The organism is Dyadobacter sp. CY356, assembly GCF_021440195.1.
Classification (GTDB): Bacteria; Bacteroidota; Bacteroidia; order Cytophagales; family Spirosomataceae; genus Dyadobacter.
Map to the genome: position 1 here is coordinate 127,016 of NZ_JAJTSZ010000003.1, position 25,641 is coordinate 152,656.

The 25,641-nt window shown below is 39.2% G+C and carries 19 protein-coding genes and 1 riboswitch; of the genes, 9 read left to right on the forward strand and 10 right to left on the reverse strand.

Features of this window, described 5'->3' with window-relative positions; all coding sequences use genetic code 11:
- Positions 1 to 37: 37 nt before the first annotated feature.
- Positions 38 to 2,668: a valine--tRNA ligase gene (locus tag LXL81_RS12400; RefSeq protein WP_234647106.1), complete on the forward strand. Its 2,631-nt coding sequence runs from the start codon at positions 38 to 40 to the stop codon at positions 2,666 to 2,668.
- Between the two features lie 1,226 nt (positions 2,669 to 3,894).
- Here the strand turns inward: LXL81_RS12400 and LXL81_RS12405 are convergent.
- Positions 3,895 to 5,196, reverse strand: coding sequence for a DUF3472 domain-containing protein (locus LXL81_RS12405; RefSeq protein WP_234647107.1), 1,302 nt, complete (start codon positions 5,194 to 5,196; stop codon positions 3,895 to 3,897).
- Positions 5,197 to 5,477: 281 nt separating this feature from the next.
- On the opposite strand from LXL81_RS12405, the gene fbp reads away from it, so the two are divergent.
- The 3 genes from fbp to LXL81_RS12420 all read left to right on the forward strand — a co-directional run bounded on the left by fbp (position 5,478) and on the right by LXL81_RS12420 (position 8,674).
- Positions 5,478 to 6,482 carry a class 1 fructose-bisphosphatase gene (gene fbp, locus LXL81_RS12410; RefSeq protein WP_234647108.1) on the forward strand — a complete coding sequence of 335 codons (1,005 nt, stop codon included), beginning with the start codon at positions 5,478 to 5,480 and terminating at the stop codon, positions 6,480 to 6,482.
- A gap of 38 nt (positions 6,483 to 6,520) precedes the next feature.
- On the forward strand, positions 6,521 to 7,861 hold the full coding sequence (locus tag LXL81_RS12415; RefSeq protein WP_234647109.1) for a DEAD/DEAH box helicase: 1,341 nt from the start codon (positions 6,521 to 6,523) through the stop codon (positions 7,859 to 7,861).
- 72 nt (positions 7,862 to 7,933) lie between these two features.
- Positions 7,934 to 8,674: a M48 family metallopeptidase gene (locus LXL81_RS12420; protein WP_234647110.1), complete on the forward strand. Its 741-nt coding sequence runs from the start codon at positions 7,934 to 7,936 to the stop codon at positions 8,672 to 8,674.
- Between the two features lie 97 nt (positions 8,675 to 8,771).
- On the opposite strand, the gene LXL81_RS12425 is transcribed toward LXL81_RS12420, so the two are convergent.
- Both LXL81_RS12425 and LXL81_RS12430 read right to left on the reverse strand, forming a co-directional pair.
- Positions 8,772 to 9,860 carry a YncE family protein gene (locus tag LXL81_RS12425; RefSeq protein ID WP_234647111.1) on the reverse strand — a complete coding sequence of 363 codons (1,089 nt, stop codon included), beginning with the start codon at positions 9,858 to 9,860 and terminating at the stop codon, positions 8,772 to 8,774.
- Positions 9,861 to 9,914: 54 nt separating this feature from the next.
- Positions 9,915 to 11,774: a TonB-dependent siderophore receptor gene (locus LXL81_RS12430; RefSeq protein ID WP_234647112.1), complete on the reverse strand. Its 1,860-nt coding sequence runs from the start codon at positions 11,772 to 11,774 to the stop codon at positions 9,915 to 9,917.
- Between the two features lie 128 nt (positions 11,775 to 11,902).
- A riboswitch (cobalamin riboswitch) is annotated at positions 11,903 to 12,104 on the reverse strand.
- A gap of 91 nt (positions 12,105 to 12,195) precedes the next feature.
- On the opposite strand from LXL81_RS12430, the gene LXL81_RS12435 reads away from it, so the two are divergent.
- Positions 12,196 to 13,122: a DMT family transporter gene (locus LXL81_RS12435; RefSeq protein WP_234647113.1), complete on the forward strand. Its 927-nt coding sequence runs from the start codon at positions 12,196 to 12,198 to the stop codon at positions 13,120 to 13,122.
- Positions 13,123 to 13,173: 51 nt separating this feature from the next.
- Here LXL81_RS12435 and LXL81_RS12440 read toward each other — a convergent pair whose 3' ends face one another.
- Positions 13,174 to 13,539 (reverse strand): glyoxalase superfamily protein, encoded by a 366-nt coding sequence (locus LXL81_RS12440; RefSeq protein WP_234647114.1) that lies wholly within the window; start codon positions 13,537 to 13,539, stop codon positions 13,174 to 13,176.
- A gap of 149 nt (positions 13,540 to 13,688) precedes the next feature.
- Between LXL81_RS12440 and LXL81_RS12445 the strand changes: the two genes are divergently transcribed.
- Positions 13,689 to 14,249 (forward strand): DUF255 domain-containing protein, encoded by a 561-nt coding sequence (locus LXL81_RS12445; protein ID WP_234647115.1) that lies wholly within the window; start codon positions 13,689 to 13,691, stop codon positions 14,247 to 14,249.
- A 290-nt stretch (positions 14,250 to 14,539) separates the two neighbouring features.
- Here the strand turns inward: LXL81_RS12445 and prfA are convergent, their stop codons facing one another.
- The gene (gene prfA / locus LXL81_RS12450; RefSeq protein WP_234647116.1) at positions 14,540 to 15,613 is read right to left on the reverse strand and encodes a peptide chain release factor 1; all 1,074 of its coding nucleotides are present in this window, start codon (positions 15,611 to 15,613) and stop codon (positions 14,540 to 14,542) included.
- 206 nt (positions 15,614 to 15,819) lie between these two features.
- On the opposite strand from prfA, the gene LXL81_RS12455 reads away from it, so the two are divergent.
- Together LXL81_RS12455 and LXL81_RS12460 are read left to right on the forward strand one after the other, a co-directional pair.
- Complete coding sequence (locus tag LXL81_RS12455; protein ID WP_234647117.1) at positions 15,820 to 16,395, forward strand: hypothetical protein; 576 nt, start codon at positions 15,820 to 15,822, stop codon at positions 16,393 to 16,395.
- Between the two features lie 52 nt (positions 16,396 to 16,447).
- On the forward strand, positions 16,448 to 17,053 hold the full coding sequence (locus LXL81_RS12460; RefSeq protein ID WP_234647118.1) for a hypothetical protein: 606 nt from the start codon (positions 16,448 to 16,450) through the stop codon (positions 17,051 to 17,053).
- On the opposite strand, the gene LXL81_RS12465 is transcribed toward LXL81_RS12460, so the two are convergent.
- On the reverse strand, positions 17,048 to 18,568 hold the full coding sequence (locus LXL81_RS12465; RefSeq protein WP_234647119.1) for a GH3 auxin-responsive promoter family protein: 1,521 nt from the start codon (positions 18,566 to 18,568) through the stop codon (positions 17,048 to 17,050). The genes LXL81_RS12460 and LXL81_RS12465 overlap by 6 nt on opposite strands.
- A gap of 210 nt (positions 18,569 to 18,778) precedes the next feature.
- On the opposite strand from LXL81_RS12465, the gene LXL81_RS12470 reads away from it, so the two are divergent.
- Complete coding sequence (locus tag LXL81_RS12470; protein ID WP_234647120.1) at positions 18,779 to 19,678, forward strand: S-adenosyl-l-methionine hydroxide adenosyltransferase family protein; 900 nt, start codon at positions 18,779 to 18,781, stop codon at positions 19,676 to 19,678.
- A 74-nt stretch (positions 19,679 to 19,752) separates the two neighbouring features.
- On the opposite strand, the gene LXL81_RS12475 is transcribed toward LXL81_RS12470, so the two are convergent.
- From LXL81_RS12475 to LXL81_RS12490, 4 genes are all read right to left on the reverse strand, one after another.
- Positions 19,753 to 20,031 (reverse strand): hypothetical protein, encoded by a 279-nt coding sequence (locus LXL81_RS12475; RefSeq protein WP_234647121.1) that lies wholly within the window; start codon positions 20,029 to 20,031, stop codon positions 19,753 to 19,755.
- A 171-nt stretch (positions 20,032 to 20,202) separates the two neighbouring features.
- Positions 20,203 to 21,084, reverse strand: coding sequence for an aldo/keto reductase family oxidoreductase (locus LXL81_RS12480; RefSeq protein ID WP_234647122.1), 882 nt, complete (start codon positions 21,082 to 21,084; stop codon positions 20,203 to 20,205).
- A gap of 179 nt (positions 21,085 to 21,263) precedes the next feature.
- The gene (locus LXL81_RS12485) at positions 21,264 to 22,424 is read right to left on the reverse strand and encodes a T9SS type A sorting domain-containing protein (protein WP_234647123.1); all 1,161 of its coding nucleotides are present in this window, start codon (positions 22,422 to 22,424) and stop codon (positions 21,264 to 21,266) included.
- A gap of 1,701 nt (positions 22,425 to 24,125) precedes the next feature.
- A complete protein-coding gene (locus tag LXL81_RS12490) occupies positions 24,126 to 25,610 on the reverse strand; it encodes a xylulokinase (protein WP_234647124.1) in 1,485 nt (494 codons plus the stop codon).
- Positions 25,611 to 25,641 lie beyond the last annotated feature (31 nt).

Genomic DNA, 25,641 nt, shown 5'->3' on the forward strand with positions numbered 1-25,641 from the left:
CTGCAATTGTTATTAACGCCCATATTTTACAAATAGAATGATCTCCAAAACCTACGCGCCACAAGAGATAGAAGATAAATGGTATAGCTACTGGATCGAAAACAAATATTTTAATTCCAGACCAAATCCTGATAAAGAGCCATATACCATCGTAATTCCACCGCCAAACGTGACGGGTGTTTTGCATATGGGGCATATGCTGAACAACACGATTCAGGATATCCTGATCCGTAAGGCGCGGATGGAAGGCAAAGAAGCATGTTGGGTTCCGGGAACGGACCATGCGTCTATTGCTACGGAAGCGAAAGTGGTGGCGATGTTGAAAGAACGTGGAATCAACAAAAGGGATCTTTCGAGAGATGAATTTCTGGAATATTGCTGGGAATGGACGCACAAATATGGCGGTATAATTTTGCAGCAATTACGCAAACTGGGTGCATCCTGCGACTGGGACCGTACTGCTTTCACGATGGATCCGGATCTTTATGATTCTGTGATTGATGTTTTTATTGATCTTTACAAAAAAGGAGATATTTATCGCGGTCACCGTATGGTGAACTGGGATCCGCAGGCGCGTACAACCGTTTCTGATGAAGAAGTAATCACAAAAGAGGTAAATCAGAAACTGGTTTATATCCGCTACAATCTTGTTGGCGGTGCAGAAGGTGAAGGAATTATCATTGCTACAACACGTCCGGAAACAATTATGGCGGATGCAGCAATTTGTGTCAATCCAAACGATGCACGCTACCAAAGTTTGATTGGAAAGCAGGTTATTATTCCGTTGATCAACCGTGCTATCGATGTAATCGCTGACGAATATGTGGAAATGGAATTTGGTACGGGTGCATTGAAAGTAACACCAGCACACGATACCAATGACTACGAATTAGGGAAAAAACATAATCTGGCGATCATCGATCTTTTAAACGAGGACGGAACGCTGAATGAAAAAGCGCAGATTCTGGTTGGTGAAGACCGTTTTGTGGCCCGTAAGAAAATTATAAAACTGCTTGAAGAATCAGGAAATTTGGTGAAAAGCGAGGAATATAAATCGAATGTTGGTCATTCAGAACGTACCAATGCGGTTATTGAACCGAGAATTTCGGAACAATGGTTTTTGAAAATGAGCCGGTTAAGCGAGCCGGCTCTGGAAAATGTAATGAATGATACCATTCAGCTGATTCCACCAAAATTTAAAAATACCTACCGCCACTGGATGGAGAATGTGCGCGACTGGAATATCAGCCGCCAGCTTTGGTGGGGACACAGAATTCCGGCTTTTTACTTGCAGGACGGAACGGTTATCGTTGCTAAAACAAAAAATGAAGCACTTCATATTGCCCAGCACGAGTATCAGCTTTTTGCACTTACCGAAGAAGATCTGACACAGGATGCCGACGTTCTGGATACCTGGTTTTCTTCCTGGTTGTGGCCGATTTCTGTTTTTAACGGAATCAAGAAGCCGGATAACGAAGAAATAAATTATTACTATCCGACGAATGATCTGGTAACGGCACCTGAAATTTTATTTTTCTGGGTGGCGCGTATGATCATTGCCGGGTATGAATATAAAGGTACATATCCGTTCAAAAATGTTTACCTGACAGGGATAGTCCGTGATAAACAAGGACGGAAAATGTCGAAATCACTGGGGAATTCCCCTGATCCGATTGATCTGATTGAAAAATATGGTGCGGATGGAATTCGTACCGGTATGTTGTTCAGTTCCCCGGCCGGGAATGATTTGCCTTATGATGAAAAACTTGTTGAACAGGGACGGAATTTTTGTAACAAAATATGGAATGCTTTCCGTCTGGTAAAAGGATGGAGCGTGGATACGTCTCTTTCTACACCGGAAGGCTCGGCTTTGGCAGTGAAATGGTTTGACAGTAAACTGAACCAGACGCTGGCCGAAGTTCAGGATCATTTCAATAAATTCCGTATTTCCGATTCACTAAATTCGGTTTACAAACTGATCTGGGATGATTTCTGCGCTCAGTATCTGGAAATGATCAAACCAGGTTTCGAACAGCCGATTGATGCTGCAACTTTTGAAGCAACGCTCGAATTTTTTGATAAATTAATGCGTCTGGCGCATCCGTATATGCCATTTATCACAGAAGAAATCTGGCAAAATATTCGTGAGCGTCAGGAAAAAGAAAGTATTTGTGTTGCTGATTTTCCAACCGTTGGTCCAGTTGATACCAATCTTTTAGGAGAATTTGAAATTCTGTTTGAATTAATCTCTGCGATTCGGAATTTAAGAAATACAAAAAATATCAGTCCGAAAATTGAATTGCCTCTCGCAGTAAAGTCGGAGCAACCTCAACTTTACAAAGGTTTGGAAGCATTGGTAAGAAAACTTGCCAACGTGGCTGAAATTAATTTTGTAACAGCACAAGCGCCGGGTATGTCATTCCTTGTTCGTTCTGATGAATTTTTCATTAATCTGGAAGGAGAAATTGATGTTGAAGCAGAACGTGAAAATCTGACGAAAGAACTGGCATACACAGAAGGTTTCCTGAATTCGGTTGCTAAAAAACTTTCAAACGAACGTTTCGTTCAAAATGCAAATGCTGATGTTGTTGAAAAAGAAAGACAAAAAATGGCAGATGCGGAGGCGAAAATTGTCACTTTGAAAGAGGCTTTGGTAAGACTTGGATAGACAATAAATATATAAAAAACAGCGCTGTTACCTTCTGGTTTCAGCGCTGTTTTTTTTGTTTAAATAATTGGCATGGCAAAGATTTTATGTCACCACTTCGTGGTTTTACGCAATGAGCGTGAATGTTTTCTATAATAATATCAGTCCTTCGGACTTTGGAATGTCTTTGAATTTATAATTCCGGACGGTTTACAGCGATAAAACAATCCGGAAAGGGTGACATTATTATAAAAAATGACATAATTTCATCTGTGAATACCTCCGTCGAGCAATCCTGAAAGGATTCCATTATTATAGAAAATGACATAATTTGATCTGGGATGCCTCCGTCGAACAATCCTGAAAGGATGACATTATTATAAAAAATGACATTATTTGATCTGTGAATACCTCCGTCGAACAATCCGGAAAGGGTGACATTATTATAAAAAATGACATAATTTCATCTGTGAATACCTCCGTCGAGCAATCCTGAAAGGATTACATTATTATAGAAAATGACATAATTTGATCTGGGATGCCTCCGTCGAACAATCCTGAAAGGATGACATTTTTATAAAAAATGACATAATTTCATCTGTGACCTCTGTCGAACAATCCGGAAAGGGTGACATTATTATAAAAAATGGCATAATTTCATCTGTGAATACCTCCGTCGAACAATCCGGAAAGGGTGACATTATTATAAAAAATGACATAATTTCATCTGTGAATACCTCCGTCGAACAATCCGGAAAGGGTGACATTATTATAAAAAATGACATAATTTCATCTGTGAATACCTCCGTCGAACAATCCAGAAAGGTGACATTATTATAAAAAATGACATAATTTGATCTGTGAATATCTCCGTCGAACAATCCTGAAAGGGTGACATTATTATAAAAAATGACATAATTTGATCTGTGAATATCTCTGTCGAGCAATCCTGAAAGGTGACATTATTATAAAAAATGACATAATTTGATCTGTGAATATCTCCGTCGAACAATCCTGAAAGGATGACATTATTATAAAAAATGACATAATTTCATCTGGGAATACCTCGGTCGAACAATCCAGGAAGGGTGACATTATTATAAAAAATGACATAATTTCATCTGTGAATACCTCCGTCAAACAATCCTGAAAGGATGACATTATTATAGAAATGATGGATATAGCTTTAATGCAAACCCTGAAAGGGTGACATAGGTAAATCAAATTAAATCTCCATTCTTACATAGTTAAGGCAGATTTTCAAAATTAATTTCCGGTGCTTTTCCACCAGATTCACGAATAAACAAATCTCCAATCGTTGTAAATTCATTAAAGAATCCACAGTTTTTCAAATAGAAATAATTCTGTTCTTTTCCGCCAGCATAATCCATTCGGTAACCTTTCCTGGCTGTTGCGTCTGCTGAGAATTTTGCCTGATTAAGTTCTGTCCATTTGCCGGAGGAATTTCTGATCCATTGATTTCCAAAATAAAGTTTACGCGTCTGATCTCCGGTTTCCGGAATAAAATTTTCCAAAAAAGAATGAAGTTTTTTTAAATAAGTCTGCGTTTTTGGTCTTTTAAAACTTGCTATTAATTTCCATTCTGCGATTTCGGGAGCAAAAAAATAGGCTGTGTAAGTAGTAGTACTATCACCTGAAGGTTTACCCTGCAATAAAAATTTGTAAGTATTTCCAGCCTTCCAGTTGAACTTCAGATAACTTTGTCCGCCTGAGCCTTCATTCCCAAATTCTCCGGTATATACATCATTCCCTTTTTTCAACATCACAATCTGTTTGTCTTCTGGAATTGATTTCGGATCATCTGTGTGAAATGGGCTCCATACTGAAAAGAGAATTCTGCGTTCTGTTGAAGCGTTTACCTGCATCCCAAAGTAGCCTTCACCAAAGCCATTAGCCATAAAATAAGAACCGATCACATCCTGTTTTTCTGGAGCGGTTACTTCATTGTAAAACCATTCAATATTTTCCTCGGCAGGGATAGGATAATTAAGATGGACCGAAGGACCACGTCTTCCCCAATAGAAAAAATTGTCTGAATTGTCTTTTACGAAAGTAGTTTTTTCATTGATGGGAGTACCATTTAAAATCCATTCACCCAATTTTCCAAATTCTTTTCCCGACTTTGAAATTCCCTGAACACTAATTTGTAAATATCCGGCCTGATTAATTTCGAAAGATCCGAGATCATAAATTTTTTCGATACCAGATAACTCAATTTCTTTTGATTTACCTGCGGCCAAAATGCTAATTCTACTTTTTCCTGTTTCATTAGAGGCTTTTAATGAAATATTGATTAGCCCGGTTTTTGACAAACGTACATAAGTTTGGAGAATTGATCCCAGATTTGTCCAATTCGACAATCCTGTTTCACCTATCTTTTCTGTTTTTCCATTTTGAATCCAGGAATTTCCACCGATTGGGATGTGAATGCTGCTATCTTGCAGGGTAACAGATTTTTCCTTTTTAGAAAAATTTTCTAAAAAGGCCGGAGAAAAGGTTGAAATGAAAGTGAGTAGCAGTAGGTACATATCTATCTAGTTTAGGAATCGATTGATTGAGATTACAAACTAAACATTTTAGATGGAATTCATTTTTAGTCTCGGAACGGAAGCTGGAAAGAAAATCATTTAACTTTTTATATTCAAATGAGCCAGACGATAATATAAACTACTTACCCTGAACAACGTATATAGTTAATTTTCTACTTTTAAAATATAGTTGGGATCGTGCTGAATTGTCCAAAAAGAGTCTGACATTTGATCAAATCATACTGCTTTTCACATCTCACAACTTGTTGAAAATTCAAAATATGGGTGTTTCTGAATCAAAAACTACACAGGAACTGGCTTTGCCGGTAGGTGTTACGCTGGATCGGTTTATTATGCATTCACAAAGTGCTTTTCCATATGCAACCGGAGAACTTTCACAGTTGTTAAGAGATATTGCTTTGGCAGGAAAAATCATAAACCGGGAGGTTAACCAGGCAGGGTTAATTGACGTGACAGGTGCAAACGGTACGGAAAATGTGCAGGGTGAAAATCAGCAAAAACTGGATATCATTGCTAATATCCGTTTTATAAGAGCTTTAAAAAACGGAGGAGAAGTTTGCGCGATTCTTTCAGAGGAAGACGAGGATATTATTCATACCGGCAACAATCATGGCAAATATGTAGTGGCGATGGATCCGCTGGATGGTTCGTCGAACATTGATGTAAATGTTTCAATCGGTACAATTTTTTCTATTTACAGACGGATTACACCGATAAATTCGCCGGCCAATATTAATGATTTTTTACAAGGTGGAAGAAAACAGATCGCTGCCGGTTATATTCTTTATGGTTCGTCAACCATGCTTGTTTATTCAACAGGTGATGGCGTAAATGGCTTCACGTATGATCAGTCACTGGGCGAATTTATTTTATCACACAAAAATATAATTTCTCCTTCCGATGGGAAGATTTATTCTGTCAATGAAGGGAATTATAACAGTTATCCTGAATCAATAAAAAGTTATATAACAAATTGTAAATTAAAAAGTTACAGTGCCAGGTATATAGGTTCTCTGGTCGGGGATTTTCACCGGAATTTGTTGAAAGGCGGTATTTATTTGTATCCTTCTACTATAAAAGATTCAAAAGGGAAGCTGCGTTTGCTGTATGAATGTTATCCGCTGGCATTTATTGCAGAGAAATCCGGAGCCAGGGCAAGCGATGGCTTTTGTGATATTCTGGACATTGTTCCTTCTGATTTTCATCAGCGTTCTCCCATTTATGTCGGTTCTTCTACGATGGTTGATGAAGCTATAAAGGCTTAAAACATGGAACCTGATTTTTGTTTTCGTACCTTTGCGCGATGCAAACTACGCAAAATAAATTTGAGCTATTTAAGCTTAACCGTCAATTACTCAATGCAATTGAAGAAGCAGGCTACACGGAGCCCACACCCATTCAGGAACAGGCAATACCTTTAGCACTAGCCGGACAGGATATATTGGGCATTGCCCAGACAGGTACCGGCAAAACCGCTGCTTACACTTTACCTTTGCTGATGCGTATCAAATACGCACAGGGACAGGATCCCCGCGCTTTGATTTTAGCTCCAACACGTGAGCTGGCTATGCAAATAGCAGAGGCTGTTACCGAGTTGAGCAAATATACTGACATTCGCACCGTCGTCCTTTTTGGCGGTGTCGGCCCGAAATCGCAGATCGATGCGATCCGGAAAGGCGTGGATATAATCGTTGCTACACCAGGACGGTTTATGGATCTGTATTTACAGGAGGAAATTGTTGTGAAGCATATCAACGTCATGATTTTAGATGAAGCTGATAAAATGATGGATATGGGTTTTATGCCGCAGATCCGTCGTTTTCTTGAAATCCTCCCCCGCAAACGCCAGAATATGCTTTTTTCGGCCACTTTTTCGGATAAGGTTGAAAAGCTGTCTTTTGAGTTTCTCGAATATCCTACCCGAATAGAAGTAACACCGCAGGCAACAACGGCTGAAAGAGTTACGCAGGTACTTTACGAACTGCCCAATTTCCGGACAAAGATTAATCTGCTTTCCAGTTTATTGAAAGACGAAGAATTTTTTAAGCGTGTACTGATTTTTACGCGAAGTCGTGAAGTGGCCGGACAGGTTCACAGTTATCTTCTCAATGGGGTTGTAAAAGAAAATGAGCTCCGTGTTATACATGCCAATAAAGGGCAAAACACCCGGACGAATGCAATGGATGCTTTTAAGGAAGGATCTGTGCGGGTAATGGTGGCGACGGATGTTGTGGCGAGGGGAATTGATATCACCGAAGTAAGCCACGTAATCAACTTTGACGTTCCTTTGATTTACGAGGATTATGTCCATAGAATCGGGCGGACAGGAAGGGCAAATATGCTTGGACAAGCGATTACTTTCATGACAATTGCCGATGAATATCACATTGCAAAAATAGAAAAAATGATTCGGATGGAAATTCCACGTCAGGAATTGCCGGAAGATCTTGAAATCGCAAAAACGCCGGTTGATGAGCGCCAGATGATGCTTCGCGAAATTGATAATCAGAAAAGAAAAGAGGATCCGACGTTTCTGGGTGCATTTCATGAGAAAAAGAACGCACACTTGTTCAAGGCTAAAACTACTTCTAAGGCCAAAGATACGGGTCGTAGAAAGACAGCTACAAAGCGAAGTAAACGATAAGAATACAATACGATATCCAATAATTCCGTTTAACTTGGACAATAGAAAAGCCTGTTTCTCTATTTTTAATTTATGAAAGAATCCGTTGTTATTTGGTTTGCTCTTTTAATACCTGTTCTCGGGCTTGCCCAGGAAAAACATCTGGCGAGTGCGGCACCTGGTTCTGATACCAATATTTCACAAAGAAGGCCGCTGGAATTAAAAGAAAGACGTGTCGTTCCTTTATTTGGGGAGGAAAGCAAAACTTCTCAGCAGATTGATGAAGAAATAAAATTTTTAAGTGATTGCGATAAATCATTTTCAAGCAGACCGGAGGCCAGCAGCTTTTTTTCTGCCCGCGCCTGGGAATATTTACAGGAAGGATCTTTGGATACAGCATGCTATCGTTTCAATCTTGCTAATTTGTTGAACGACAAAAATGTTGAAGCTTATTGGGGACTTGGTGTAGTATGTTACCAGAGAGAAAACTGGGTAGATGCAAAACGTATGTTGAGTAAAGGCGTGAATCTTCAATCGAACAATGTTCCTTTGCTGGTTGATCTTTCTACAGTTGATCTGAAACTTTATGCGATGAACAAACAGCAGGAAGACCTGGATGAGGCGAATAAGTTGTTGGAAGAAGCGGTTGCGCTGGATTCAACTTATGCTTTGGGCCAGTATAATCTTGCACTGGTATACTACAACAGAAACGAACCGGAGAAATCCTGGGAGCGTCTTCACAAAGGCCGGTCACTGGATTTTAGTCAGTTAAATATTGAATTTGTTGAGCTTTTAAAAGCAAAAATGCCTGATCCGTTAGGGTTTTTTAAGTAAGAAGTTATTTAGAAATCTGATTTAGAGCAGACAAAAAAATAAGTCATCCTTTTCAGGTTGACTTATTTTTTTGATCAAATTATTTTATTGATTTGAATTAAAGTTGCTTGAAGAAAAATCCGGTAGGAGCCACGCCCACTTTAACCGAATCAACCAAAGAACCATCTCCGCGATAACGAACGGCATAACCAGATTGTGAATAAGAAGGTGTAACGGCAGCATAAACCAATCCTTGTGTAGGATCAACTGCCAGACCAGTAAAGATTCTGTTTACAAAAGGAGTTGTTACGTTAACCTGTGTATCTGTGATTGAGAATTTATATGTTGCACCGTGGTTAACATAATTTGCATCTGAATAAGAAAGAACAAAATAGATCGTTGAAAGATCCGGAGCCATTGCAAAATTACCTGGTGTTTTACTGGTATCCGTTCCTATTTTCAAGGTCGTTTCAATAGCAAAAGTTTCGGTGTTCAAGCGAAATAATTCGATTCCTGCCTGTACCCATAATTTCCCGTTTGCATCAACTCCGATTGGGTTTGGGGCAGATTTGAAAGTAATGCTGCTTAAAACTGCATCCGAGGAAGTGCTGATAACCGTAAGCTTGTTACCGGCCCCGTATTCGTAACCACCAACAAAAACTTTGTCTTTCGAGAAAATCATTTTTTCAGGGCCCTTATCTGTACTGATTTTCTTGATTACCTTGTTAGTCGTCAAATCTACAACAGCAACATAACCAACCGGATAAGTATAATCTGAATTCAATGTATTCCAGCAAGTAACATATGCTTTTTCATTTGTTACGGCTACCACGTCACGGGGATTTTCAATGTCAGCATTTATTGTAGCTTCGGATACAAAAGTATTGGCATTTACAATTTGAATTTTATCCTGTCCGGCAGCAGAGTTGTCAACAAGGATCAATCCGTGATCTCCGGCGATGTCATAACCCTGGATTCCACCGGCAAGTGCATTCCCGTTTACCAAAGAAAAAACATCGGCGTCAGCAGTTTTGCTTTCACGTGCAAAATAGGAAACCATACCATTATTTTGCGAAAAGTTACCTTCATTGATTACAAAAACACCCTGAACATAAGTACCTTTTGGAACCGGATCGCTCTGGTTACAAGACCATAAAACTGTTGATATAGAAGTGATTGTCAGAATTCTGAATAATTGTTTTTTCATTGTTTTTTAATTAAGTATTCGTTTAAAATTATTATTGGTGTTGTTGATGCTGATTTATAAAGTATGATTGTCAGTTTTTAAAGAAATCAATAAACTAAGGGCAAAACTACGTCCGGGCATGGGATTTCCATTAATGGATTGATAAAAAGAATTGTTAATATTATTTACCCTGCCCTGTAACGATGCGGCGGTTCCATGCCAATTAAATGTTGTCTCAGCCAGGAAATTTTCCAGAATATATCCTTGCGAAAATTGTGCATGGTCGTCCAAAGTATACCGTTTTGACACACACTGTAACTGATTCGTGAATCGAATTTGTTTATATTGAACGAACAAATTAATATTTCCGGAATGTAAAGGAATATGTGATAATTGCTTCCCAACTTTATCAGATGCATAAGCATCATATACTTTTTCTTGTGTACTTTTTGTAAAAGCATAATTCAGATTACTACCAGCCTTCCAAATTGTCCAATTCCCTTTCCAGCCAATTTGTGTTTCAATTCCTCTTGCAACAACCAGTTGAAGATTTTCTACATGGAAATTTCTCGAAGGATTCCAGTAAATCCAGTTGTTGATACGGTTATGATAAGCTGTAACGCTGGCCGTAAATGCATTTATATTGTTAGAAATGTGTTTTCCTTCCAAACCGACTTCTTTATTAAAACCATCTTCCGGGCGAATATCCGGATTCCCCAGACTTTTCCAATATCGCTCATTCAAGGTAGGGACGCGGTAACTTCTTCCAATTGAACTTCTGATTTTTAACGACTTAACATTAGTCTGAATCAGCTGATATTCAGCACCCAATGAAGGTGTGAACGGTGGATTAAAGCCTGTGACAAAAGCCTGGCGCAGATTGACGGAAACCAAAAATTTTGAAGTTGCCTGCCAGCGTGTCAGGAGAAACAAATCTTCACGATTCTCTGTGGTAACGGGTTTTTCATAATCGGTAAAATGCGTTATGTAGTGCGTAAATTCTCCCCCTGCCTGTATTTGAATATTGCCCAGATTTGTAAATTTCCATTCAAACGCACGCTCAATCCTGGCACCAATTCTATCAGTGACTGCATGATCTAATTTTGAATAATCACCTGATGCGTGATTAAGAATATCCCGGATCCAGGAAGTTCTGACTGTCCAGTTTTCAACCTGATAACGCAGCATTGAGCGGTAAGATTTTATTCCTGTAAACTCTCTGCCTGTAAAAATTTCAGGATTATTGGTAAGTTGATTATCTGTCAGCCAAAAATGAGCGGATAATTGATGTTTATTTTTGGTGAAATATAAATCCTGAACAATTCCTTTCTGGAAGGTTTCCGATGGTATCATTATTTTCTTATTGCGTTCGGTGTATGGATAGTGATTATTCATACGACTATCATACGCCGCCGTTTTCCCGGCAATTATCCATTTATTTGAAAGACTGGTTCCGTACTTAATTGTTGCCTGCATTTGACTATTGCGGAAACTTTCCTGCTGTCTTCCGATCATAATTTGTAAACCAGCCTGGGGCATAGTGCTCCCCAATAAAATACTTCCGCCAACGGCATCAGTACCAACAATACTAGCAGAAGAACCATATTGAACTGATAACTGATCAAATCCTGCGACCGGAATTGTTGAAAAATCAGTTTGTCCCAAGGTTGGCAAATTTATGTTCAGGCCATTCCAAAGTACAGCTGTATGGTTGGCTGATGTTCCCCGAAACGCAACCGTTGCGAGTTGTCCCGGACCATAATTTTTTATAATGATTGGTGTATTTAATGAAAGCAGATCCGTGATATTCCGGAAACGAAATTGTTCCAAAGCAGCAGAATCAATTTTCTGAACTTTCAACCCGCTCATAAAACGTTCGGGCGCATAGCCATAAACCGTTACCGGATTCAAGTGGATTGAATCCTTTTGTGCCATTAATTGATTTCCAAAGGCATGAACCAACAGAATCAAAAGCAGTAGATAAAAGCGATTTTGCCCGCTACGCACCGTAAAACTTCAAGATCATCATACAAAACGATTAAATGATTTTTCCTCCGAAAATCAAAACGCTGAATATTTCTGGCAGGTCTCCTGGCTTGTCTTGCTGATCCTGTACCTTCCCGTTTTCACAGTGGTTATGCAGATGAGATCAGTTTTTTGTAAGACTTACAGTTGCGGGGACAGCTCCCGTTTTTCGCGGGATTCCCTATTAAGCCATCCTGTTGATTTGATTCAACGCCTGGCACCAAAAACATTGTAAAGTTAAGGAAATTATGCGGGCAGGACGTAATCGTTTTTCAAAAACGGAGCTTTCCTTACAATCGGATGCGTTATCTTTACTTAAAATTATGACATTTTGTTACCCGCCACCACGAATCGTTTTTCACTAACTGCTCCTCAAAGAGGTGTCCTGCTGATGCTGGGCGCATCTTTTTTCTTTGCGCTGATGTCGGCTATTTCCAAATGGCTGAGCCGGGATTTTCATATTGTGCAGCTGGTTTTCTTTCGGAATATTATTGGTGTATTGTTTATCGGTACAAGCATTTTAAAGCGACCTTTAAAACAAAAAGGTGGCCGCCTGGGCTTACTTATTTTTCGAGGCGTGGTCGGGACACTTTCGTTATATCTGCTTTTTTACGCCATTCAGAATCTCGGGTTAAGCCGCGCTTCGACCTATCAATATACTTATCCGATTTTTCTGGCATTTCTTTCCTGGCTTTTTCTGGGTGAAAAATTAAATCTCACGGAATGGATTGCAATATTGCTGGGCTTTGCCGGAATTCTTTTCGTTTTCCGTCCTGATCTTTCCATGTCGGTGAGAAATCATGTAATTGGTTTGGGCAATGCCTTATTAACTGCTGTGGCATATCTGGCCATTCGCCAGCTTGGGCAGGTTTATGACACCCGTGCTATCGTACTTTCCTTTATGTTGAGCGGCATTGTTCTGCCAATTTTTTCAATCATGATCGGTACCTATTTTCCAAATGACCATCTTGATTTCCTGATAGGAACTTTCAAATGGCCGGCCACCTGGCAGCATTGGCTTGGATTTCTTGCTATTGGAATAACCGCGATGATCGGGCAAATCATGATGACACAATCCTTCACCTTTGGCAAAGCAGGACGTATTGCAGCAGTTGGATATTCCAATATTCTTTTTGCTCTGGTGTTTGGGTTTTTGATGGGAGAAGCTATTCCAACCATTGCCACGTTCTTAGGAATGGCAATGATTATTGGCGGGGGATTACTTGTTTCCTTTTCAAAAGACAAAACGAGCACTTAAACTTGCCACAGATACACCAATAATTTATTGAATATTCGTGGCGGAGAACAGTTAATCTTTCGCCTCGTTGAATAGTAATTTATTTCCAAACGGATCAATGACTTCCATAGTAATGGCATCCCAGGGTGCTTCTTCCAATCCTGGTCGGTTAAACCGGTAATTTTTCTCAATTAATTCGGCATGGTACGCTGTCAAACCGACACAGTCTATAAAAACCTTGCTTCCCGGCGTACAATCCCCGTGATGTTCTGTGAGATGTAAAACAATTCCTTCCTTTGATATCTGTAAATAAAGTGGAGCGTTGGCGTCGAACTGATGCGTCCAATCGATGGTAAAACCGAGCCAGTTGACATAAAACTCAATTGCTTTTGCTTCATCAAATATTCGGATAAGCGGAATAACTTTGTTTACTTTCATGATTGAATACTTTTTATGCTAACCAGAAAGATAGCCTGTTCGACAAGAATGTGTAATGGTAGAATTCAATTATAAAATTGACTGATATTAATTCAGAAAAAAATTATTTGCCCGAAAATTGTGTTAGAAAAATTGGATATCAGAAAATTATGAAACGATCACCATATACAATAGTCTTTTTTATCGCTGTGCTTATTGCGTTAACGAGCTTTCAGACAGACGATGAAATGAAAAAATCACAGGAAATTCAGTGGATTACCATTGAGGAAGCCTATGTAAAAATCCAGAAGGAACCTCGCAAGGTATTGGTAGATGTCTACACAGACTGGTGTGGCTGGTGTAAGGTGATGGATCGGGATACATATAAAAATGCCGAGGTCGTTGATTACATCAACAAAAAATATTATGCAGTAAAACTGAATGCCGAACAAAAAGAATCAATAACGCTGGGTAGTCAAAAATTTGAATTTATTGCGGAAGGGCAAAAAGGTATTCATCAGATAGCCCTGGCACTCACGAATAATCAGCCGAGTTTCCCAACAACGGTGTTTTTAGACGACAAATTTCAGATGATTCAGCCTCTGTCGGGATATATGAAGGCAAAAGAATTTCATGAAGTGATTACTTTTTTTGGAGATAATTATAATAAGAAAGAATCTTTTGAAGATTATAAAGCGAAGACTTATAAGCAGCTTTATACAAGTAAATAACCTGGTTAGAAACGATAAAGGCTTAAAAATGATAACAATTCATTTTTAAGCCTTTATCGTTTTTCTTGTCAATCGAGTCGGCGAATCCATCCCATAGGGATGTCCTGTTTATAGAAGCTAATAGTCGTGACGGAATCCAGACTCCTTCGGGGTCGCCTGTAATCTGCTTCTTTCCTGTTTGGGCCAATAATTCAACGAATATTCACAGGAGGCTCCGAAGGAGCCAGAATTTTGCGGAACAAATGCTATTGCTATAAACAGGAAGCTCCTATGGAGCTAAACATCCGAGCTTAAATCGTTTCGCCTTCCTGCATTCTTTCTGCATTTTCAGCAATACGCAGGCGTTCAATAAATTCTCCGATATCACCTTCCATAACAGCCGGCAAATTGTAAACAGTATAACCGATACGGTGGTCCGTAATCCGGCTTTGTGGATAATTGTATGTTCTGATTTTGTCAGATCTGTCCCCGCTACCAACCATCGATTTACGTTGAGAACTGACAGCATCATTATGTTCTTTCAATTTAATCTCATATAAACGTGAACGCAAAACTCCCAGCGCCTTGTCTTTATTTTTCAACTGTGAACGTTCATCCTGACAGCTGACAACCAGCCCCGAAGGAATGTGTGTCAAACGAACAGCGGAATAAGTTGTGTTAACGGACTGTCCACCAGCACCTGACGACATGAAAGTGTCGATACGGACGTCATTCATATTGATCTGAACATCCACTTCTTCTGCTTCCGGCAAAACGGCCACCGACGCAGCTGAGGTATGAATTCTGCCCTGGGATTCCGTTTGCGGCACGCGCTGAACGCGGTGAACACCCGATTCAAATTTCATTTTACCATAAACATCGTCACCTTCAACCTTACAGATAATCTCTTTATAACCTCCGTTTGTTCCTTCTGTAAAATCCATGATGGAAGATCTCCATCCCATTTTTTCGAAGAAACGCTGATACATGCGGAAAATATCTCCGGCAAAAATTGCCGCTTCATCGCCACCGGTTCCACCTCTTACTTCAAGAATGATATTACGGCTGTCGTTTGGATCTTTTGGAATCAGTAATTCTTTGATGATCAGATCCATTTCTTCCATTTTTGGAAGTAATTCGTCTAATTCTTCTTTTGCCATTTGGCGCAGCTCTTCGTCTTTTTCGTTGACGATCATATCTTTTGTCCCTGCAATATCCTTTTGAAGTTTTTGGTAAATTGCATATTGTTCAACAATCTTTCCCAAATCTTTGTATTCCTTACTTAACTTGGAATATTTCGTAGAATCGGAAACGATTTCAGGCTGTATAATTTGTTGCGAAACTTCTTCGAAACGTTCTTTTATGGCTTCTAATTTATCTTGCATATCGCGTTAATGTCTTTTGGCATTGCATATTCGGGCGACAAAGATACGCATTTTAGGTTGAAGAATGTTTTTCGTACGTTCGTTGTCTGTTTTGAATTACAAAGTTGTATTTAACGTTGAAGAATAAGCATAGGAAATCGCTGAATATTGCTGATTGAAATCTGCTTTTGAAACTTTCTACCCGTTTACCATTTTAAAAATAAAAAATGAACCGTATCCTATATTTTCTGGCTTTTGGATTGCTTTTGTCTGGCTGCAACAATACGCGTGTTGAGAATACGAAGGAATTGTCTAATGAAATAAAAGCATCAAAAATTGTTCGTGTCACCAATACACAGCTCATTTACACCGTTGATGAATGGGGAAAGAAAATCTCAAAACTTGCTCAGAAATCACTGGAAGAAGCTCTGACTAAAAATCCGGAAAAGGGTGCTGAACTTTGCAAAAATCCCTCAGAGATCCCGATTATCGGTGCTTTGGAAAAAAAATATGGTGTGAAAATATCTTTGCTCGGCCCGGATGATACTAAAAATGTAAAACTTGATAAGAAAGAAATCGAGCTTTTGGAAGCATATTTATTTAGCGCGAAAAGTAATGCGTCATCATTAAGCGACAATGTTCAGCCAATTAATGACACCACAGTTGTCTATAACGTTCCGGCAGATCTTACAATTTGTAAAACCTGTTTAGCTGATAAAACGCCATCATTTGCGCTTTGGAGATTATTATTTGACAAAAAAGAAATTCTTAGAAAAGTAGACGTAAAAACCTTAAAGGATTGATTTGGATCGGTTTTTGCTACCTGCAATTAACTTATTTAACGTAGCAGAATATATGGCTGACCAGGATCAATTTAACCCGGAAGAATTTATCCGTTTCCGGGAGAATAAAAAAATTCCGAAAGTGATTGAAAACGAGATTTTGCACGCACTTTCATTTTACCCGGAATTGCAGAATGTACCGATTGATTTTGTATTCAAACAAAATATAAAAAAATCGGTTATGCAGGCGCAGCCTAAAATCGGAACGATGTTTTCGGTCAGGAAAAACCGTGGTTATCAAATCAATATCAGTGCCTTGTTTAAATTGACCCATACAGCAATACCTATTCACCAGATTCCGGCAGATATTCTGATTGGCTGGGTAGGGCATGAGTTAGGACACATTATGGATTATCATAACCGTAATATTTTTGGGATGATTCGGTTTGGGTTTGGGTATTTGTTTTCAACAAAATACATTCAGCAGGCAGAAAAAGTGGCGGATACCTTTGCCGTGACACATGGCTTGGGCGCATATATTATCCAAACCAAAAATTTCATCCTGAATCATGCCGAATTACCAGAAAAGTATAAACAAAAAATTGCCCGGCTATATCTTTCTCCTGATGATATAGTCGAGCAAGTGAGATTACTGGAAGTGCAAAGAGCAACTTTATAAATGTTGATTTATATAAGCTTCAAATTCTAAGAAGTCTTCCTCTTTCATTACCCGCGGGATTTTAACTTGTCCACCCAGTTTCTTGGTTTCTTCGCTCCATTTATGGAAAAGTGTGTCAGAAATTAGCACAACTTCAATGCCTTTCAGTGCTTTTCCACGGGCAACTTTATAGTTTTTATTGCTGATCTGCAAGGCATTATCCAACGATTCTGCAACTTTGTTGAAGTCCGGAAATTTGTCTGAACTGATATACCATTTGAGAATAAATTCTTCATTTTTATGAATCGCCGCGGCAATAAATTCGGTCATAACCAAATCATATTCTTTTTCCAGAACGCGTAAAGCACCGTTCATCTGGTTTACAGAAAGCTGTTCGCCCACTACGTTGAGATAATGTTTTGTTCTTCCGGTAATTTTAATTTCCGCCCTTGCTTTGTCGGTTAACATCACCGTATCGCCAATCATATAACGCCAGGCACCGGAAACGGTCGAGATCAGCAGACAGTAATTTACATCTTCTGCCGCGTCTTCCAGAGCAACGATTTCTGCATTCGGTTTTACCAAACCGTCATCGTCAATATTGTCACCTTCCATAGGCACAAACTCGAAGAAAATTCCACTATTTGTTAATAAGGCCATTGAAGAAGTTTCAGGGCGGTTTTGTATCGCAATAAAACCTTCGGAAGCCAGATAGGTATCAATGTAAATTAGCGGATGCGCAAATAATTTTTCGAGACTTTTCCGGTAAGGTTCAAACGCAACGCCGCCTGTGGTATATACCTGAAGATTCGGCCAGATTTCATGGATATTTTTTAAGTTATGCTTTTTGATAATTTCTTTAAGCATCAGTTCAATCCATGCAGGAATTCCTGACAAACAGCCTATATCCCAGTCTGGTGCTTGCTCGGCAATGGCTTTTACACGTTCGTCCCAATCTTTGATATCAGCAATTTCACGGCCAGGTTTGTAATATCCACTAAACCAACCCGGAATATTGCTGGCACTGATACCGCTAATTTCGCCTTCCAGATGATCATCTTTTTCGATCAGATTGGTACTGCTGCCCAACATTAAAATCTGTTTTTCGAAAAATTCGGCAGGCAGATTAAATGCACTCAGGTTCATGATTTCATGCGTTCCGCTTTTTTTAATAGCGTCCAGCATATCGTCTGTAACGGGAATGTGTTTACTATTACTTGTTGTGCCGCTGCTCAGTGCAAAATATTTCTGTCCTCCAGGCCAGGTTACATTTTGATGGCCTTCAAGTAAATAATGCCACCAGTCTGCATTCATTTTGTCATAATCATGAACCGGGACAAGTTGCTGAAATGCGGCAACGATGTTGTCACTTTCCAGAATTTCCTTAAATTTATATGCTTTTCCGAACGCGGTTAATCTTGCCTTTTCAAGCAGCATTTGAAGAATTTCCCGCTGCTCTTTCACCGGATCCGGTTCGCTCTTTATATAACCTGTCAGGTCAATCGCCTTTTTAATCAGTTCTCCAATAACTGCCATGAATATTTTGTTAAATTGAAGTGAGTAAAGTAATTATGAAATATGGGTAAAAAGCTATGCCAAACAGCGATCTTTAATAGCCTGACGAGATAATCTGTTAAATTTATGACTTTACGAAAGCGTATTGTATCTTCAAATTCGGGAAAGTAACTGATAATTTTGAATTATTCTGATATAAATATGACCTCAGTTTGCCTAGTAAATCAATCCATGAAATCAAAGTTTTCAGTTGCGTCCATTATGCTGATGCTGATCTCTTTTACTTCTGTTGCTCAAAATAATATACTCGTTTTTCAATCTGATTTTGGACTGAAAGATGGCGCCGTTTCTGCTATGAAAGGCGTAGCCATGGGCGTTTCCGCGGACCTTAAATTATTTGATGTAACACATGAAATCCCGGCATATAATATCTGGGAAGCATCTTATCGGTTGGTTCAAACCGCACCTTACTGGCCTGCCGGAACTGTTTTTGTTTCCGTTTGTGATCCGGGTGTTGGGACAGAAAGGAAGTCGGTGGTTCTGCTTACTAAGTCTGGACACTATTTTGTTACGCCCGACAACGGAACTCTGACCCTGGTTGCCGAACAAATGGGCATTCAGGAAGTTCGTGAAATTGATGAAGTGAAAAACCGGCGTAAAAATTCAAACGAATCCTATACTTTTCACGGCCGTGATGTATACGCGTTTACCGGCGCAAGACTTGCTTCCAAAACCATTACCTACGATCAGGTCGGGCCAAAACTTCCTAATCAGATTGTTTCGATTCCATACACAAAACCGTCATTCGGAAACGGGGTAGTTAAGGGGACAATACCCATTCTGGATATTCAATACGGAAATGTGTGGACTGATATTGATAAAAAGCTTTTCGGCCAATTGGGTGTCAAAGTTGGCGATAATATCAAAGTACAGGTTTTCAATGCTGATAAAAAGGTCTACGAAGGGACTGTCAAATTTGTCAATACTTTTGGAGAAGTGACCGAAGGAAACGATGTGGGCTATTTCAACAGCTTACTTAATTTTTCTCTGGGAATAAATATGGGTAGCTTTTCAGAAAAGTATAATGTGTTTAGTGGCAATAAGTGGAGTATTGTTTTAAGCAAAAAATAAAACCTAAATGCTTGCTTTGAAATTAAAAAACCTGCCGGAAAGCAGGTTTTTTAATTATGTCACAGAAAGAAATCTTACAATTTTTTCACTCCTTCTTTCACTCCGTTTCCTACTTTCTTTGCTACTTTTTTAGTGCCATCGTATGCTTTTTCAGCACCTTCGCCTACTTTCTCAGCTCCGGTTTTTACGCCTTCACCAACAACTTTTGCATCTTTCTTAATCACAGCACCAACTTTTTTAGCTTTTGATTTTGTAGCTGCAACAGCTTTCTGCGTTTTTGTTGAATCAGAATCCTGCGCGAAAGATGCGGAAGAGAATGCAAACAGAGCGGCGATAATCAATATTTTCTTCATGTTGTCTTATGTGGTTTTATAATCGAGGTTTAAAGCTTTCGCTTTTCCGTATTTATACGGATTAGAGCTCTATAAGTCACATTTGTACAGAAAAATTTTTGTACCGATATAAAATAAAAAAGCCAGTTACGTTTCGAGAACATTACTGGCTTTTGAGGAAAAACTTATTATTTATAAGAAAGGATTTACGACCTGATAAAGCGCGTACCAATCCTGATTTGTTAATTGAATATCTGAGGCACTTGCCGCATTTCTGATTCTTGTTTCGGATAAAGAACCGATAATCGGTAGAGTACCCAGTTTCATTAGCCAGGCAACAGCCGTTTGTTCAATATTAGCGTTATATTTTTTACCAATTTCTTCAAGTTTTGCTCTTAGAGCCACCGCTTTCTCATCGGTTCCATCTAAAATTCGGCCGCCTGCCAAAGGTGCCCATGCCAATGGTTTACTAAAACATTGTTTGATAAAATCAATCCGGCCGTCTTCGATAGCCGTCGTGTTCATTAAATTTAATTCAATATGATTCGTAACAATTGGGATTCTTAGATAGGAAGCCAGAAGCTGGTGCTGGAAAACAGAAAAATTGGCTACTCCAATATGTTTCACTTTCCCGGATTTTACTACTTCTGCAAGTGCGCCGGCAGTTTCTTCCGGATCAGCCAGGAAATCGCTGTGCTGTAAAAGGAAAATATCAAGGTAATCCGTATTCAATCTTTTTAAAGAACCGTTTACACTGTTGATAATATGTTCTTTTGAAGTGTCATAATATTTAAAATCTCCATTATCCGACTTTCTGATACCGCATTTGCTAAAAAGAACAATGTCTTCTCTCTTAAAGGATTTTGTTTTGATTACTTTACCAAAATGTTCTTCCACGGTGAAATCGCCGTAAATGTCGGCATGATCAAATGTGTTTATGCCAAGTTCCAAACACAAGTTAATTGTCCTTTCAATGGCGGCTGTTGTTTCTGCACCTTCATCTTTCCATCGCCAGAAGCCATAAATTGCTTCGGATACTTTTGGGCCGGAATCACTTAAACTAACTTTTTTCATTCGGTGGTGTTGGTTGGATCAGGTTGCAAAAATACCCTAATTTTAAAAATAGCAATCCAATTTTTGAATTACTCGCCGGATTCACAGGAATATGACGATGGTTTTGATACAAAAAGAAAGCTCCTAACTCAATTAAGAGGTTCGGAGCTTTATTAAGGGTTTATTGGAAAATACCTTTTTTAATTAATTACTGATATTTTTACAGATTTTGACCTGGAATTACTTTGCTTATCATTTATTTTTAACTCGAAAATTCCGGGTGTTTGAGTGCCTTGAATAGTGATTTGATAGGAATCCGGATTTTCGCTTTTAGTTATTTTTATTGGGACCTCTCTTCCGGTTTGGTCAAATAATCTGATTTCAGGGTTTTTGAAGTCTGTCAATTTTATTTCAAAAATGCCTGTTGTTGGATTGGGGTAAACATAAAGTTTTTCCATCCCGGAGACTGATTTAAAATCAATAATTCTTGAATACTCATAACTTCCATCCAGATCAATTTGTTTGAGACGGTAATAAAATGTCTGTCCGGATTTTATACCGGTATCCGAGAATTCGTAAACGGATTTTAGTCGGGTAGTACCATTACCTTCAACATATCCAACTTTATTGAAAATAATAGCGTCAATACTTCTCTGTACTTCAAAACCTTCATTCTGATCTTCCTGGGTGGTCTCCCATTTTAATAAAACCGTATTGTTTTCAAATGTCCCTTCAAAAAAACTTAGCTTGACAGGCATAGCAGAAATTACAGTTCCGTTAAGTGTGACATTATCCAGCCGGAAACTTCCTCTGGCTGATGCTCTGGCAGTACCTAAATCAGCTCTTTGGGTACCGTAAGGATAAATTCTGAAAGTTAATTTGACACCGCTTGCCACGGTAAAATCATCAAAATTCCAGGTTGTTGTAGCGCCGGGTGATGTAACTGTCAAAGGAGCCGCTCCCCAGGCGGTCGAGGTAGCAAAGCCATCGGTACTGTAACGAATTTCAAGCTGGTTAGGAGCCGTGGCACTTCCTTGCCGGAAAAAACTTAGCGAAGTAACATTCAGTTGTGAACCAGCGTCCGCCGTAACTGAAAATTCAATATATGAGTTGTTATTAATTGTTGCCGTATTATTAAGTGTGGTAGAGTTGAAAGCGTTGGAAAACGCCGTGCAAGTTGTTATGCTTCTTGTAAGTGCAGTCCCGGTTACACCAGAAATTGGTGTGGCAACATTACCAGGTGTTGGACAGGCAGAAGCCCCTGTAAAGGTATTGGAATAAATTTGCCCGAAAGTAAGCACAGGCGCAAGAAAGAAGACGATTAACAGCAAAAGCTGTTTTGCGTAAAAATTTCCATTCATAGTAAAGGTGTGTATAGCGTAAAAATTACTATTGAACCGAAAGTATGAAAAAGAAGGATTATTTAACGGAAATATTAAATAAATAATTGGTTTTATTCAATATTTGATTAAGACTTTCAAATGGCTCATATTTTATTCGCGTGTGGAATAATCTTATAAGAATGATCTTGGAAAAATGTCTCCTTTGGGAGATTCCTGTTTATAGAAAGATTTGCTTTTAAAAATCCTGGTTCTATCGGAGCTCGTGGAAATATCAGGAAACTCCTATGGAGTTAGGATTATGACATTTCATTAATAGCACTATAAACAGGGCGCTCCGAAGGAGCGATAAATACCTGAATATTGAAAGAAAACAAAAGCAGCTTCATATTGGGCAAAGTGATTTTACGAGAAATATCTCCTTAGGAGATTCCTGTTTATAGAAAAGACATGCTTTTAAAAATCCTGGCTCCTTCGGAGCCTCCTGGAGATATTAGGAAACTCCGATGGAGTTAAGATTCGAAAATTTCATTAATAGCACTATAAACAGGGCGCTCCGAAGGAGCGATAAATACTTTAATATTGGAAAGAAAACAAAAGTAGCTTCATATTGGGCAAAGTGATTTTATGAGAAATATCTCCTTAGGAGATTCCTGTTTATAGAAAAGACATGCTTTTAAAAATCCTGGCTCCATCGGAGCCTCCTGGAGATATTAGGAAACTCTGATGGAGTTAAGATTCGAAAATTTCATTAATAGTACTATAAACAGGGCGCTCCGAAGGAGCGATAAATACCTGAATATTGGAAAGAAAACAAAAGTAGCTTCATATTGGGCAAAGTGATCTTCGAGAAACATCTCCTTTGATTAGGATTCGAAAATTTCATTAATAGTGCTAATAACAGGATGCTCCGAAGGAGCGATAAATACCTGAATATTGAAAGAAAACAAAAGCAGCTTCATATTGGGTAAAGTGATTTTACGAGAAATATCTCCTTAGGAGATTCCTGTTTATAGAAAAGGCATGCTTTTAAAAATCCTGGCTCCATCGGCGCCTCCTGGAGATATTAGGAAACTCCTATGGAGTTAGGATTCGAAAATTTCATTAATAGTGCTATAAACAGGGCGCTCCGAAGGAGCGATAAATACCTGAATATTGAAAGAAAACAAAAGCAGCTTCATATTGGGTAAAGTGACTTTACTAGAAACATCTCCTTAGGAGATTCCTGTTTATAGAAAAGACATGCTTTTAAAAATCCTGGCTCCATCGGAGCCTCCTGGAGATATTAGGAAACTCCTATGGAGTTAAGATTCGAAAATTTCATTAATAGTGCTATAAACAGGGCGCTCCGAAGGAGCGATAAATACCTGAATATTGAAAGAAAACAAAAGCAGCTTCATATCGGGTAAAGTGATCTTCGAGAAACATCTCCTTTGGTTAGGATTCGAAAATTTCATTAATAGTGCTATAAAAAGGATGCTCCGAAGGAGCGATAAATACCTTAATATTGAAAGAAAACAAAAGCAGCTTTATATTGGGTAAAGTGATCTTCGAGAAACATCTCCTTTGGGAGATTCCTGTTTATAGAAAGACTTGCTTTTAAAAATCATGGCTCCATTGGAGCCGCCTGGAAATATCAGGAAACTCCGACGGAGCAAGGATTCGTAGTAATCGGTAATTGACAATTATGTGCATTCCCGGATGAAGCGACGAATACTGAGATTATACTTCTTTAAGAAGTGCTTCTTTCCATTTTCCATAAGCTTCTTTTGTTTCTTCGGTTAATGCCGCATCCGGTTCAATGGTGCGCACGGCGGATAAACCCGTAAAAGCCTCATCACGGTTTTTGTAATAACCCAAACCCAGGCCAGCTGCACGTGCCGCTCCCTGAGCACCATCCGTGTTGAAAAGCTCTACCGTCGCGCCCGAAATATTCGCAAAAGTTTCGCGGAAAACAGGGCTTAAAAACATATTTGCCTCGCCGGCTCTGATGTTTTTCAATGATACACCAAGCGTTTCCATCACTTCCATACCATAATAAAGCGCGAAAACAATCCCTTCCTGGGCAGCACGGGTATAATGACTTAAACCATGACGGCTGAATTGTATTCCTTGGAAATTTGCTCCGGGATCCTGATTGTCTAGCATTCGCTCCGCACCATTCCCAAAAGGAAGACAAATCAATCCATCAGAACCAACAGGTGCCTGGCCGGCTAAATCGTTTATTCCGGGATATGAAATATTGCCTTGCAATAATGTATTTCTCAGCCAGCTATTCAAACTTCCTGTGCCATTCACGCATAACAAAACGCCATAACGAGGAGCTTCAATGGTATGGTTAACGTGCAGGAAAGTATTGACCCTGGATTTTTCATCAAATTTAATCTGGTCACTCACGCCATAAACAACACCGGAAGTTCCTGCGGTTGCTGCTACTTCGCCTGGTTCTAAAACATTTAATGAAAATGCATTATTTGGCTGATCTCCTGCACGGTATGTAATTGGAATGCCTGCCTTTAAACCAAGTGCAGAGGCTGATTCTGCTGTTAATTTTCCTTGTTCAGAAAATGTTGGCAGAACATTGGCAATCAAATTTTTATCAAAACCAAAATAGTCCAAAAGGAAATCAGCAGGTTTTTCTTCTTTAAAATCCCAGAAAATTCCTTCCGACAGTCCCGAAGGTGTAGTAACAATTTCGCTGGTCATCTTTGCTGCCAGGTAATCTCCCGGAAGCATGAATTTATGAACTTTGGCATATACTTCAGGTTCATTTTGTTTTACCCATCCCAGTTTTGAGGCCGTGAAATTACCCGGAGAATTCAGTAAATGTGGCAAAACAGTTTTTTCGCCAATGGATTCCATAGCCTTATTTCCAATTTCAACAGCACGGCTGTCGCACCAGATAATTGATGGACGCAACACGTTCAATTCTTTATCCACAACAACCAAACCGTGCATTTGATAGGATATTCCGATAGCTCCCACATAGTCAGGAGAAATTCCGGATTGTTCCATTACAGCCTTCGAAGCCAGACATGCGTTTTCCCACCATTGTTCTGGATGCTGTTCAGCAAAACCAGGTTTTGGTGCTGCAATTGCCATTTCTTTTTCAGGATAAAAAGCCGAGGCAATCACCTGGCCGGTATCTGCATGCAGGAGACATGCCTTTATTGATGAGCTGCCTAAATCGAATCCCAGGAAATACATATAGGTTGTTTAAGGTTAGTCGGTTTATTAG